Origin of the sequence: Maribacter sp. HTCC2170 (assembly GCF_000153165.2) — a bacterium.
GTDB lineage: Bacteria > Bacteroidota > Bacteroidia > Flavobacteriales > Flavobacteriaceae > Maribacter_A.
Map to the genome: position 1 here is coordinate 2,954,876 of NC_014472.1, position 14,739 is coordinate 2,969,614.

10 protein-coding genes are annotated in these 14,739 nt (G+C 37.4%); 4 read left to right on the plus strand and 6 right to left on the minus strand.

All coding sequences use genetic code 11. The features are described from left to right. The first annotated feature begins 140 nt into the window (after positions 1–140). From FB2170_RS12950 to FB2170_RS12965, 4 genes are all read left to right on the plus strand, one after another. Positions 141–2,048, plus strand: coding sequence for a tetratricopeptide repeat protein (locus tag FB2170_RS12950; RefSeq protein ID WP_013307026.1), 1,908 nt, complete (start codon positions 141–143; stop codon positions 2,046–2,048). Between the two features lie 159 nt (positions 2,049–2,207). Then, on the plus strand, positions 2,208–2,624 hold the full coding sequence (locus FB2170_RS12955) for a thiol-disulfide oxidoreductase DCC family protein (protein ID WP_013307027.1): 417 nt from the start codon (positions 2,208–2,210) through the stop codon (positions 2,622–2,624). 102 nt (positions 2,625–2,726) lie between these two features. After that, positions 2,727–4,826: a DUF4139 domain-containing protein gene (locus FB2170_RS12960; RefSeq protein WP_013307028.1), complete on the plus strand. Its 2,100-nt coding sequence runs from the start codon at positions 2,727–2,729 to the stop codon at positions 4,824–4,826. Between the two features lie 113 nt (positions 4,827–4,939). Further along, a complete protein-coding gene (locus tag FB2170_RS12965; protein WP_041632851.1) occupies positions 4,940–6,187 on the plus strand; it encodes a mechanosensitive ion channel family protein in 1,248 nt (415 codons plus the stop codon). A gap of 42 nt (positions 6,188–6,229) precedes the next feature. Here FB2170_RS12965 and FB2170_RS12970 read toward each other — a convergent pair whose 3' ends face one another. The 6 genes from FB2170_RS12970 to FB2170_RS12995 are packed head-to-tail and all read right to left on the minus strand — an operon-like array spanning position 6,230 to position 14,691. Next, positions 6,230–7,402 carry a flavohemoglobin expression-modulating QEGLA motif protein gene (locus FB2170_RS12970; RefSeq protein WP_013307029.1) on the minus strand — a complete coding sequence of 391 codons (1,173 nt, stop codon included), beginning with the start codon at positions 7,400–7,402 and terminating at the stop codon, positions 6,230–6,232. Then, positions 7,399–8,226, minus strand: coding sequence for an N-formylglutamate amidohydrolase (locus FB2170_RS12975; protein ID WP_041632852.1), 828 nt, complete (start codon positions 8,224–8,226; stop codon positions 7,399–7,401). Before FB2170_RS12975 ends, FB2170_RS12970 begins: the two co-directional genes overlap by 4 nt. After that, positions 8,219–9,250, minus strand: a complete 1,032-nt coding sequence (gene gshB / locus FB2170_RS12980; RefSeq protein ID WP_083802966.1) for a glutathione synthase — start codon at positions 9,248–9,250, stop codon at positions 8,219–8,221. Before gshB ends, FB2170_RS12975 begins: the two co-directional genes overlap by 8 nt. Before the next feature lie 20 nt (positions 9,251–9,270). Then, positions 9,271–10,596, minus strand: a complete 1,326-nt coding sequence (locus FB2170_RS12985) for a dicarboxylate/amino acid:cation symporter (RefSeq protein ID WP_041632853.1) — start codon at positions 10,594–10,596, stop codon at positions 9,271–9,273. Positions 10,597–10,656: 60 nt separating this feature from the next. Further along, entirely contained in the window at positions 10,657–11,721 is a 1,065-nt protein-coding gene (aroC, locus tag FB2170_RS12990; RefSeq protein ID WP_013307032.1) for a chorismate synthase, read from the minus strand. 57 nt (positions 11,722–11,778) lie between these two features. Then, positions 11,779–14,691 carry an FAD-binding and (Fe-S)-binding domain-containing protein gene (locus FB2170_RS12995; RefSeq protein ID WP_013307033.1) on the minus strand — a complete coding sequence of 971 codons (2,913 nt, stop codon included), beginning with the start codon at positions 14,689–14,691 and terminating at the stop codon, positions 11,779–11,781. Between the last annotated feature and the right edge of the window lie 48 nt (positions 14,692–14,739).

Here is a 14,739-nt window from a genome sequence, read left to right on the forward strand (position 1 = left end):
ATCAATTAAAACAATATGGACTTTCTATGGACAAGTGGTAATTAAACAATGAATTGGACTATTTCCGGACAGAATATAATTAACTACCTTGGCAATCAAGCAAGAAGAAGGACAGACAATACCTAAATCTTAAATACACTATGAAACCTATTTCCAAACTATTTCTATTTATCGGTTTTTGTTTTAGTATCAATCTACATTCGCAAGAGTATAAAAATCTTGATAGTTTAATTACTCAGTATAATAATCATATCAATGATACTACTAAGATATATTTAGGTTCTTTAATATATCAGAATCTAAGCTTTACGAATCCTGAGGAATCATATAAATATGCCAAAGAGGCCGTTGCTATATCTAAAGAAATAAAAGATAAAAAGGGTCTTGGACAAGCTTACAATAATTTGAGCTTTTATTTTTTAAATAAAGACCAACTTGACTCTGCACTTTACTATAAAAAGGCCTCATTGGATATAGCTACCAGGCTGCAAAACATAAGAGGTGTTCTGACCGTAAATATGGGCCTAGCGGTATTGTACAACAAGAAAAATAATTTTAATAAAGGAGAAGAATACTTAAACAGGAACATTGTATTTTTTGACAATAGAGATACTATTAAAAATGCCAAGGAAATTGATTTCAAGTATATCGGATCTACCTATCACGCACTTTCTGCAATCAAGGTAAGAAAAGGGCAATACAATTTGGCATTGAAAAATGGGTTAAGATCCCTTGAGTTATACAAAGAGAGGGCCAAAGACCCTCTATTTGAGGCGGATGCATATTTCTCCTTGGGTCAAATAGAGATGAAAATGGAAAACTATGCACAGAGTTTCATTTATCTAGAACAAGCTTTAAAAGTCTACCATGATTTTAAGGATTTACTTTGGGAAAGTGATGTATTGAAAATTATGGGAGACAATATGGTTTTGCAAGATCAACCAAATGAAGCAATTAAATACCTTTTGCGCTGCATTGAAATTGCTAAAGAAAACGGATTTCAATTAATAGAGGCATCAGCGCTTAACATTTTGGGCAATGCCTATAGTAAGTTAAATCGTAATGAAGAAGCACTGCAAAGCTTAAATAATTCCATTGAGGTATATGGTCAAATGGAAAACCCGACAGAAGTTAATGAAGCATACATCAGTTTAGGTCTTTTCTATAATAAAGCCAATCAACCGAAACGTGCTATTCCCTATTTTGAAAAAGCAATTGTAATTTCTGATAGCATTGGAGCGGTACCTCAGGCATATCAAGCACATTTCGAAAGGTCTCAATCATATCGACAACTAAATGAACATAAGCTAGCTTTGGAAGACTTTGCACTATACAATAAGCTCAAGGATAGTATGTTCACCGTTAAAAAATCGCAACAAATAGAAGAAATGCGAATTATTTTCGAAACCGAAAAAAAAGAGAACGAGATTGCATTACAAAAGGAAGAAATCAAAAATTTAAATCAAGAGGTAGAGATTAGCAATTTAAGAAAAGGCCTATATGCAGGTGGATTAGCCTCTGTCCTAGTCCTATCAGGACTACTAGTCTTCGGATTCCGCCAGCGTATAAAAAAGAACAAAATTGCCCGAGAAAAACAAGAGGAAATCTACAAACAGGAAATTGCCTATAAAAAGAAAGAACTGACCAGTCAGACCTTGCATTTGGTGCAAAAGAACACTTTTATACAGGAACTTATGGAAAACCTACAGAGCATTAAAAATTCGCCTGAGAAGTTCAAAATGGAGTTCAGGCGTATTGTGATGCTATTAAAGAAAGAAAATGCCTCTGATAAAGACTGGGAGGTGTTTAAAACGTACTTTTCAGAGGTGCATAATGACTTTGACCAGAAACTCAAGACCATTTCTCCAGAGGTCTCTGAGAAAGAAATACGTCTTGCGGCCTTTTTGCGCATGAATTTGACCACCAAAGAGATTGCCGCTACCTTGAATGTTCTACCTGATAGTATCTTAAAGTCGAAATACCGGCTTAAAAAGAAACTGGGGTTGAATAAGGAACAAGATTTGAATTCCTTTTTGAATACACTTTAATCCATTTCGTAATAAAATTGATTATCAGCGTTTTAAGATAAATCATATACGAAAATGGGCACCTAAAAGGGTTATTAATTCCGTTCCAAACTATTCGAATTATCATTCCATGCTAGTATAAGCATAATACTATCAATATATTTACCTGGTCGTTTTGAAATGAAAATGGACCCAAAGAAAAAAATAGTATTGTTTGATGGTGTTTGCAATCTTTGTAATCGCTCTATTCAATATATTATTAAGCGAGATAAAAAAGATGTATTTAGATTTGCTACTCTTCAAGGCGATGTTGGCCAACGACTTGTTCAAGAACGAAATATTGATATCTCTAAAGTAGATTCCATTATACTTATTGAGCCGGGTGTCGCTTATTATACTAAATCAACCGCCGCATTGAAAATTGGAAAATCTTTTGGCGGAGTATGGAAATTGGCAATTGTACTAAACTTGATTCCCAGTAAGTTACGTGATATCGTATACGATTGGGTGGCTAGGGACAGGTATTCGTGGTACGGTAAAAAAGATGCATGCATGGTGCCTACACCAGAATTAAAGGCCAAGTTTTTAGATAACTAAGTCGCTGGTACACTTATCTAAGTCATCTACCCTTTTCCCTCATTATTCATTTTATGTTTTGGTTTAAATATGGAGTTTTAATCAACTTTAAAAACCAATACGATGAAAAAACTACTCTTACTATTACTTGCAATTCCAGTTTTGGCATTCAGTAATGACAAAAAGATTCCAACCAAGATTAAAGAGGTAACTGTTTACCTAAGTGGTGCACAAATTACAAGAACGGCTCTGTGTACGTTAAAACCCGGTTCAACTGAATACACTTTCACGGGTCTTTCACCTAAAGTTGATGAAAGCAGTATTCAAATTTCAGGTCTAAAGTCAGTATCGGTACTTTCGATGGCTTATAATATCGATTTTTTAAGTGTGAAGGAGAGTGATCCTGAAATAAAATCGCTTGAATCCGAGATCATTGGGGTCAACCGCAAGATTTCCTTATTGCAAAACCACATAATCGGCCTTGAGGAAGAACTAAAGGTCATTCGTGCCAATAAACTCATTAGTGGGGAAACCCAGGAATTGAATTTGGTCCGATTAAAAGAGATCAGTACCTACTATCGAGAAAGAACCACGGCGATAAAGAATGAGATATTCAAAACCAATCTCGATATCAATGAATTTCAACTAAGTGTAAATGCACTTCAGAATCAATTGTCTCAAGTAAACAATGCACCTATTAAGGAACAAGGGGAATTGCGTATAAAATTTGATGCACCTGTAACGACAGATCTTCAACTTTTGATTTCCTATACCGTACAGGATGCGGGTTGGATTCCGAATTACGATATCAAATCAGTAAAAATGAACGCTCCTTTAAAAATGACCTATAAGGCGCATGTATACCAAAAAACTGGGGTAGATTGGAATAATGCAAAAATCAATCTTTCATCTGGTAGTCCTTCTTTAAATGTTTCCAAACCCAATCTTTCATCAAAATATCTTGATTTTGTGAGTAGGTATTCTAAGCGCTACAACAGTGCAACCAAAAAGAAAAAGTATTTTCATAACCCAACAGTTAAAAAAGTTGTAGGTCAAGTAACCGATGAATCAGGCTTACCCCTGCCCGGAGTAAATATTGTAGTGAAAGGAACTACAAATGGCACAACAACGGACTTTGATGGGTATTATACCATGAATATAGAAAGCGGCAAGGAATTGGTATTTTCCTATATTGGGTCAAAAACGATTGAAGTACCCATTTATTCATCAATTATAAACACAAATCTTGAAGCCGATGCACAACAGCTAGATGAAGTAGTTGTGACGGCTATGGGAACTAGTAAGAAATCCTATACTACGGGCTCAGTTTCTAGTGTAAAAATGGAAGATGCTTTACAGGGAAGAACGGCTGGAGTTACAATCAGAGGATATGCCTCAACTGGAAATAATACTCGTTATATTAAAACCCCAGAACCCCAGCTTCCTCTATATATCATAGACGGTGTTCCTGTGGATGATTTCGCCGAAGGGGATTTAGATGAAAATGAAATTCAGTCTATTGAGTCTCTAAAGGGAGAAAGTGCCACAGCCCTGTATGGTAGTCGAGGTAATAATGGAGTTGTTGTCATTACTACCAAAAAAAGTAAACTGCAGGAAGGTGTTAATTCAAAATTCATCATTAAAAAACCCTATACGGTTATTTCAAACGGGGATATTACGGCAATTGAACTGAATGCTTTTGAATTGGATGCCAATTATGAGCATTTTGCCGCCCCTATGCTCAATGAAAATGTATTTATGACAGCGACATTTAAAGATTGGGAAAAGCATAATCTTTTACCTGGGGAAGCCAATATCTATTTTGAGGGTACTTTCGCCGGAAAAACTACAATTGACCCATATACGACCAAAAAAGAGATGACCCTCTCATTGGGAATTGACCCAAGCATTACGGTTACCCGCAAGCAGAACAAGAATTTTAAAAGCAAATCATTTACAGGAAGCAATCGCATATTAGATCGCACCTACGAATTAGTGGTTAAGAACAGTAAGTCTGTTCCTGTTCAGATCAAATTGATGGATAGGGTGCCTTTGTCGCAGAACAAAGAAATCAAGATTGATGATATTGAAACCTATTCTGCGTCATATGACAAGAAAAAAGGCCTTCTCACATGGAATCTTGAGATTAAGTCCAAGGAAACTAAGACCGAGCTTTTCTCATTCCAAGTTAAATACCCTAAGTTCAAGACCATATCGCTTTAGGTTTTGATATAATGATGACACAATGATTAGAATTCAGCCATAATCCAGTAGTTTTGCATTGTATAATTTGGGGTTTATCCTTAAATACGGGTAAACCCTAAAATCATTGCCACATGAGAAGCGTATCGCACTGGATTTATGACTTTTTGATTAGAAAAGGGATTACTGAACAATGGGCAGAATATATTAATATGTTCATTCTACTTGTTGGGGTTCTTCTGGTCTTGTTTTTAATTGATTTTGTATCGAGGAGAATATTGGTGGGTCTTTTTTCACGACTCTCAAGTACTTCCAAGACCCATTTTGATGATTTATTGGTCAAGAACAAGGCTCCAAGGAACATAGCCCATATTATTCCTTTGGTATTGGCATATAAAGCGATACCTGAAATATTTAGGGATTTTCAGGGGGCAGAATCCCTTATATCAAAGGCCATTGAGGTGTTTGGAATTGTACTGTTTCTTTGGATTGTTAGAAGTTTGTTACATACCATAAAGGATTTCCTCAAAACGCTGTCTAGCTTAAAAGACAAGCCCATTGATAGTTATATTCAGGTGTTCATGATTTTTTCATGGGCCATTGGCCTGTTTTATGCATTTTCAATTATAACGGGAGTTGAGCTTTGGAAGTTCCTGACCGCACTTGGAACGGCATCTGCAGTCATCATACTCGTTTTCAGGGATACAATTCTTGGATTTGTGGCCAGTATACAGGTATCAATCAATGATATGGTTCGTATTGGTGATTGGATCACATTTGAAAAATATGGCGCCGATGGTGATGTTGTTGAGATTAACTTGGCTACGGTCAAAGTCCAGAATTTTGATAAGACCATTACAACTATTCCCACCTATGCCCTTATTTCCGATTCTTTCAAGAACTGGCGTGGAATGACGAATTCAGGTGGAAGACGTATAAAAAGAGCCTTGATATTAAAGCAGGAAAGTGTAAAATTCTTAACCCCTGAGAATTTAGAATCCCTTAAAAAAATTGAATTGATCAGTGATTATATAGAAAATAGAGGAAATGACATAATCAATTATAATCAGGAGAATGGCATTGATAAATCTCTTTTAATAAATGGGAAGAACTTTACCAATCTCGGGGTTTTTAGAAAATATATTGATGCTTATATCAATGTTCACTCGGGAATTAACAAAGATATGACCATTATGGTTAGGCAATTGGCCCCAACCACTCAAGGGTTACCAATTGAGGTTTATGCCTTTAGTAGTGATAAACGTTGGGCAAACTACGAGTATATAATGGCAGATATTTTTGACCATTTATTGGCGGCAGTCCCCTATTTTGAACTGGAAGGCTTTGAATTGCCCAGTAGTACCAATTTTAAGGTAAAGTAGTTTGAATTGATTCGATTATCAATTTGAATATAAGAAATACCCTTATTTTAAATTATTGAGAATAAAATCCAAGGTCTTATTGGTATTCAAGTTTTGTGAATATGCAATATTCTTATGGGTAATTGTGGTCGCCAAGCCTAAATGCTGTAGGTATTTGATACTATCTTCAAATTCCAAGGTAACTTTACCAGTTAACATACTATCCATGGAATCTTCTTTTAAATAGCGTTTATAGATTTTTCTTAATCCACTTAAATAAAGACGGTCTTTGGTAAATCCACCCCCTCTATGTGCGCGCAAAGTTATAGTAAAAGCTTCTTCCCTGTTCAATTTATACTGATTATGAATCATGTCAAAGGTATCTGAAAAGCTATAACCTTTGATTAAACTATCAGATGCTAAAACCCTGTAAGACAATTCTTTAAGTCTTTTTAATGTAAGTGCGCCTCCCATATATTCACTGAATACTGCCAAGCCCTCTTGGGTTTCTACATTTTTAGGAAATCCGTTAGAGAAAATCTGTAGTGGTTGCAGTGCACCATTGAAAGTGGTTACCAAGTGTACTCCTATTTCATGGTTGGCCAAGGTCAACAATTGATTCTTACTGAACTTTGTGTTCTTTTTAAGTAAAAGCGTTTGAGAACTATTACTTACCATAGCCTCAGCAGACAGATGAGTGGCAAACTTTATATTCAATGGAAAGTCATATTGCTTACTGAACGCTTCAAAATAAGATTTGGCTTCTTCCGCACTATAGATCTTTTCCATATCCGAAGAAGTAGGTTCATCAGGAAAATGAAGTATAAAACGTGCATTCTGAACATCTTTCTCGGTTGGGGTTCCGAACACTCCCAATGAATTGTAATAAAACCGCCTTGGTGTACCGATGGTCTCAATACACTGAATCATGTTCGAGTAGTAATAGATTACCTGCTGATACAGTTTCTTTATATGCTCATCTTTAATCCGTTCCAAGCGTTGGGAAAAGAAAAGTCGGTGTAATTTATATGGATTGAATTTTAATGTTGGGTAATTAAATTGAGGGTTTTCGGTATATTTTGAAGCGAAGAAACGATGTTTTTCCTTTTCAATATTGATAGGGTTGACATAATTGAGCAGTTCAATCTTCTTGACAAGACGATCTAGATTGGCGTCTATTTCGAATAAATTGGAGTACTCTCTATGTAAATCAGTGATTTCCCGTTCTTGGATCATAAATTGCTTTCTTGAAACGCTTTGGCCTGCAAAGGTATCAATTCTTTTAGATGCTCCTCTACAGAACGCACTACTTCCGGATAAATTACTCCTGTTAGCTCATCACAATACACTTTTGATATCTCAGTGGCCAAAACCAATGTATTGTCAAAATGTTTGGTGATATACTTTAAAAAGTAGCCATTGCCCTGAAAAACATCATTGACCAATGACGTCCGGGCAATATTGTTGGGTAGTTTCATTCCACCAAGTTTAGAGCACCATGAATCTACAATTGTACTAAAACGGTTATTGTCTATGTTGGAGGTTCCTAAATTCCAGGTTGGCACAGGTCGCTCCCATCGTTTCCAATTATAACTATGCATATCAAAAACTATAACTTTTTCATGCAGTTTTTCAAGTTGACGAACCAGTGTGTCAACTACTAGATAAAAGTCTGTATGTTTCTTAAGTGAATGCTCCTTTTCTTTTTTAGCGAGGGGTAATTTCCATAGTTGCTTGCCCCAGGCTGTATCGAATATTGCTGTTTCTGGAGGTCTGTTCAAATCATATTCGAATCTACTGTCACAGCCAGAAATAACAATCGGGTGGGATTTCACCATTTCAGTAGTGCAGGGGTCCTCCTCATACCAACGCTCATATTCGGTATGAATACAATTATCCCAAAGTGACTTCCTAAACTGGTGCCCATCGTGTACTGCTCCACAGATATATGGAACATAATCATCAATCTTTATTTTAAAGGAATAATCATTGGCGACTGCCTCAAAGGGTATTTCCGATTGAATGTTCGAAATTATGTCCTTAACTGATAACCTAAGCATTCTCGACCTCGCTTCTTAATCTGGAACGTCTATCAAAAGCCTGCAACTTATCAATTACCCTGCTTTCAACATAATCTATAACTTTTGCCTGCAGTTTTGTCTTATACACCTTGTTCATGTATGTAATACCTCCTGGCGACATAACGTTTACTTCGACCAATTTTCCTCCAATGACATCAATACCAACGAAAAAGAGTCCGTCTTTTACCAATTTTGGACCAATCTGTTTACAAAGTGCTTTTTCATCCTTGGTCAAACTATGCTTTGCCACCGATCCACCAGCAGATACGTTGGAGCGATGATCTTCTGTTCCTGGTATTCTTCGCATGGCTCCAATTGGCTCACCATTCAAGATTAAAACACGTACATCACCTTGATCAGCACCTTCAATGTATGCTTGAAGTATAACATAGTTAGAGCTTCCATCAGAGTTAGTTACATAAAAATCTAATAATGATTTTATATTACTCATCGCTGATTTTTCAATCAAGATGACACCAGATCCACCAAACCCATTTAAAGGCTTTAGAATCATTTTGTCTGCTTTAGATTCCTTGATTTGCTGCAGTAGATAATTCTTGTTTTTAGAAACATGGGTCGCTGGTATTATATTACTATGGGAATCCCCAAAAGCAGCTGTATAAAGTTTGTTGTTCGCCTCGCGAAGTCCTTGTAATGAATTCATGATAAAAACATCATCTTTAACCGAATCCAGAAAATTGAGCATTATCGGATCCAAAGGTGGATTGGCGCGCATGAATATTACATCGAACCCGGCCAAGGGCAGCATTTCTTCTCGAAGACTTGCTTGTTTGTAAAAAGACTTTAAACTGTTCGAAACCTTGTCCATTCTATTGATAACGGTACAAAATGCATTGGTTACACTATTTCGAATAGTCAGATTAGCCGGACTGCAGATAGCAACCCCATGCTTTCTTTTCACACATTCATGAATCAATGCCAAACTTGTATCGTTTTCAGCATCGATTTCTTCCCAAGGGTACATTAAAAAACAAATATTCATCCTATATAAGTTTTAAGATTCTATTTTACTTCATCCAAATGATCGTCCCAGTCCTCGACATGCGGCTCCCCTAGTTTCCCAACGGATTTTGCGACAACCATAGCAACTGTTGCATCACCTGTAACATTGATAATGGTTCTACACATATCCAAAGGCCGATCTACGGCAAAAATCAACGCTAAACCAATAGCCAATTTATCAGCCGGAAAACCAATGGATTCCAAAACAATGACCAACATGACCATTCCTGCCCCCGGTACAGCTGCAGAACCAATAGAAGCCAGTAAAGCGGTTAACACAATGGTCAATTGCGCTCCTATCGTTAAATCAAAGTCAAGTGCCTGAGCAATAAAGACAGCGGCCACGCCCTGATAAAGACTTGTACCATCCATATTTATAGTAGCTCCGACTGGCAACACAAAACTGGAGACTTCCTTATCCACTCCAATATGTTCCTCAACACGTTCCATGGTCACAGGTAAAGTAGCTGCACTGGAACTTGTTGAAAAGGCCAATAATTGGGCTGGACTTATTTCTTTTAAAAACCAAAACGGATTCTTTTTTGTAAAGACCGATACCACAATAGTATAGAAAATAACCATTAAGAAAAGACCCAATACTACTACTCCGGCATACTTTAACAATGCCAGTAATAAATCTGGATCACTGGAGGAGACAACAACACCAGCCAATAATGCAAATACAGCAACCGGCGCCGAAAGCATTATTAAATCTACCATCTTCAGCACAACATCATTCAATGCATCAAAGAACTTTTTAAGGGGTTTTGCTTTTTTCTCGCCGATCAACAACATTGAAATGCCCATAAAAATCGTAAAGAAGATAACTTGGAGCATCAACTTATTATCACTCATGGCCTTAATCGCATTATCAGGGACCATGTCTTCCAAAAAGCTTAAAGGACCTGCTTCTTTTTGGCGCGAAGCCTCTGCAATTTTAGAAGTTACCCCACTATCATTGGCATAGGTAGCAGTTAATTTATCGATTGTTTCTTGTGATATCCCATCTCCTGGTTGAATAATGTTCACCAGAATAAGACCAATGCTTATGGCTACAACGGTAGTACAAACGTAAATAACAATGGTGCGAAGGCCTATATTTCTAAACTTGGATATATCTTTTAAATCCGAAATTCCTTTTATCAACGAAGCTAGAATCAATGGAATGGCAATAAGCTTAAGAAGTTTTACGAATATACTTCCCAAAGGTTGGATCCAGTCACCAACAAAGTCCCTGCCCCAACTTATCTGCGTCATTGCAAACCCAAATAGGATACCTAAAATCATCCCAATTAAAATCTGCCAATGCAATTCCATCTTTTTCATAAACTATAGTTTGATTAGATGGGTAATATACCACTTTGTTAGGAATAGTGGAAAAGGGTGCTACAATTTTATGGAGCGCGCCAATAAGGTGTAATCAGCAAGGACCAAGGCAGCCATTGCTTCAACAATAGGTACTGCTCTAGGTACAACGCAAGGGTCATGACGCCCTTTCCCTTTGGTTGTCACCTTATTACCTTCCTTATCAATAGTGTCATATGGTTGGATCACCGTTGCCACTGGTTTAAAGGCTACATTGAAATAAATATCCATTCCGTTGCTTATGCCACCTTGTATACCGCCACTATGATTGGTTTTAGTACTTCCGTCCTGATTGTATTGGTCGTTATGTTGGCTTCCTTTCATCTGAACCCCCTCAAAACCACTTCCGAATTCAAAACCTTTTACGGCATTGATGGATAACATAGCCTTGCCAAGCTCGGCATGTAATTTATCGAATACAGGCTCACCTAAACCAATGGGGACATTCTGAATTACACATGTAACAACTCCCCCAATGGTATCCCCTTCTTTACGGATTTCTTTGATGTAATCCTCCATCCTAGAGGCCATGGATGGATCCGGACAACGAACCGGATTGGATTCAGTTAGGGATAAATCCAATTTTGAATAGTGCGTATCCAATTTCATCTCACCAACTTGCGAAACAAAGGCACTAATCTTAAGGTCAGAAAGGAATTGCTGTGCTATTGCCCCTGCCACTACCCTGCTTGCTGTCTCACGTGCTGAGCTACGACCTCCGCCACGATAATCGCGAAAACCATATTTCTTATCATACACATAATCTGCATGCGACGGGCGATAAGAATCTTTTATATGGGAGTAATCCCCAGATTTTTGATTGGTATTATGAATTGCAAAACCAATAGGCATTCCCGTGGTCTTGCCTTCAAAAATTCCAGAATAAAACTCAACTGTATCTGGTTCTTTACGCTGGGTCACAATGGCTGACTGACCAGGTTTTCTCCTGTTCAACTCTTCTTGAATGACTTCTAGGTCGATTTCAATACCAGGAGGACAACCATCGAGTACACCACCAATTGCAACCCCATGGGATTCTCCAAAAGTTGTTAGTTTGAAAAGATTGCCGAAAGTATTGCCTGCCATTCTATTCTTTTTAAATTTTGTTTGTCAAAGGTAAATGTTAATTGATCAATACGAAAATCAGTGAATCAACGCATTTTTTAATATTGATATTGGATGTAATGCCTCTCGATTCGTTCCGTCTTTTATTTGATGCCTGCAACTGGTTCCATTTGCCGCAATAATAACATCCTCTGTACTTTTGCGCACAGCTGGGAATAGCTTCAGCTCCCCAACTTGCATACTAACATCATAATGTTCTTTCTCATAACCAAAGGAACCTGCCATTCCGCAACAGCCTGAACTGATAATGGATACTGAATAGTTTTTGGGTAGATTAAGAATATCAAAAGTTACTTTTTGATTGGACAATGCTTTTTGATGACAGTGATTATGGATTTTCACCATTCTCACATCAGTTGTAAATTGATCTGATGTTATCTTCCCTTTTTCAATCTCCATTGAAAGAAATTCTTCGATCAAGAAAGAATTTTTCGCAACCATTTCTCTACCCTCTTCGTCTGAAACCAATCTTTTGTATTCATCCCTAAATGAAAGAATGGCGGATGGCTCAAGACCCACAACAGGGATTTTAGCCTCGGCAAATCCCGTTAGTTTGCTAACATTGTAGTTCGCCAGTTTTTGTGCTTGTTTCAAAAATCCTTTAGACAGATACGTTCTTCCGCTTTCCCCGTAAAACAATTGAATATCATAGCCCAATGCAGTAAGTACGTCAATAGCATCAATGCCAAGTTGCACGTCCATATATCGTGTAAACTCATCAATATACAAAACTACCTTTTTGTTTACATCAATAGATTGATTTTGTGATTTATACACGTATTTATCAAAATTAACACTTGATACCATAGGCATGCTTCGTTCTGCGGCAACTCCAACAAATTTTTTCAACAAACCACTAAGAACTTTTGAGCCATAAACAGCATTCGCTAAACCTGAAACCTTGCTACCTATTCTGTTGAGTTTGGTGTTATAGGCAAAGAGTTTGCTTCGTACGGAATAACCATTCATTTCTTGGTACTGGTACAAGAACTCGGCCTTCAAGGCCGCAACATCAACATTACTTGGGCATTCACTGGCACAGGCCTTACAACTTAAGCAAAGGTCGAACACCTCTTTTAGTTCTTTTTGGTCAAATTTATTTTCCCTTTCTCCATTCGTTAAAAATTCCCTTAAAGCATTGGCGCGACCCCTAGTTGTGTCCTTCTCATTTTTAGTCGCATGGTAACTTGGACACATTCCGCCTTTCATATGATGGGTTTTGCGACAATCCCCACTACCATTACATTTTTCAGCGGCTTTTAATATTCCTTCGCTATCCGAAAAATCCATTAAAGTAGCAATTTCCGGCTCTTCCCTATCAATTTCATATCTAAGAGATTCATCCATTGGATATGCATCAACAATTTTCCCAGGATTGAATATATTATTTGGATCAAAATATGATTTAACCCTTTTCAGTAGCTCGTAATTCTCCTCTCCTATCATCAATGGAATAAACTCCGCCCTGACAATACCATCGCCATGTTCACCACTAAATGAACCCTTATATTTTTTGGTAAGTTTGGCAACATCTGTAGTAATTTGCCTAAAGAGACCAACATCCTTGGATTTTTTGAGGTTCAAAATTGGTCTAAGGTGTAATTCTCCAGCCCCAGCGTGAGCATAGTACACCGCTTCCTGTTCATAACCCTTCATGATTGCAGTGAATTCCCCAATAAAGTCCTTTAAGTCCTCTAAGGCAACCGCTGTGTCCTCTATACAAGCAACCGCCTTCATATCGCCAACTATATTACCCAATAACCCTAATCCCGCTTTGCGCAATTCAACAGCCTTATTAATGTCATCACCATACAGTATGGGACGGGCATAACTAAGTCCGGATGCTTCTATCGTATTCAAAAGCGATTTAAGTTGTTCCTCAAGCTTTTCTTTTGTTTCTGCCTTAACTTCTAACATTAGCAAGGCAGCAGGGTCCTCTTCAACAAAAAATCTGTTTGCCGACTGTGTTTTGTTGTTCTTGGTGCAATCCAAAATGACTTTGTCCATCATTTCACACAAATGCAGCCCATGACTCATTACTGGGGAAACATCGGCCAAACAATCCTCAAGTGTCTTGTAATGGGTAACAACCATCGCAGCATACTTGGGTGGAATTACATCCAATTGTAAAGTGATCTCGGTGGTAAACGCCAAAGTCCCTTCACTACCACTTAGCAGTTTGCATAAATTAAAATCCTCTTCTACATTATCAAAAACATTACTTTTCAATATTTCATCTACAGCATATCCCGTGTTGCGCCTGTGTATTTGTGGTTTAGGAAATTCTTTATTAATACTTTCCTGTATATTATTGTTTGATAACTCTTTAAATATATTTTTGTAAATCTTTCCTTCAAGTGTATTTTGATTTGATTTTGATATAAATTCATCTTTGGAAACTGCATTAAAGATAGCTTCACTTCCATCATAAAGAATCGTTTTCATAGCAACGACTTTATCTCTTGTTACCCCATATTGGATAGATGTGGTTCCGGATGAATTGTTACCGACCATGCCCCCTATCATACATCGATTTGAGGTGGAAGTGTTGGGGCCAAAGAACAACCCATATGACTTTAGATACTGATTCAACTCATCGCGAACTACACCGGGTTGAACCGTTACCTGCCTCTTATTCTTATTCAAACTTATTATGTTGGTAAAATGTTTTGAAACATCAACTACCATACCTTCTCCTACGCATTGCCCTGCAAGTGAAGTACCTGCTGTTCTTGGAATAAGGCCAATTTTGTTGTCATTAGCAAATTTTACCAAACATTGGATGTCTTCAACTACTTTTGGAAAAGCAACTGCAAGAGGAATTTTACGATAAACGGAGGCATCGGTGGCATATAAGGTTCTACTTAGGTTATCAACTAGGACCTCTCCTTTAATTTTAGAAAGAAGTGTTTTAATTCTATTTTGAATCAATTTGGTACAATTTTGGTGACTAAATTAGCCTTTTATTGCTTTAACATA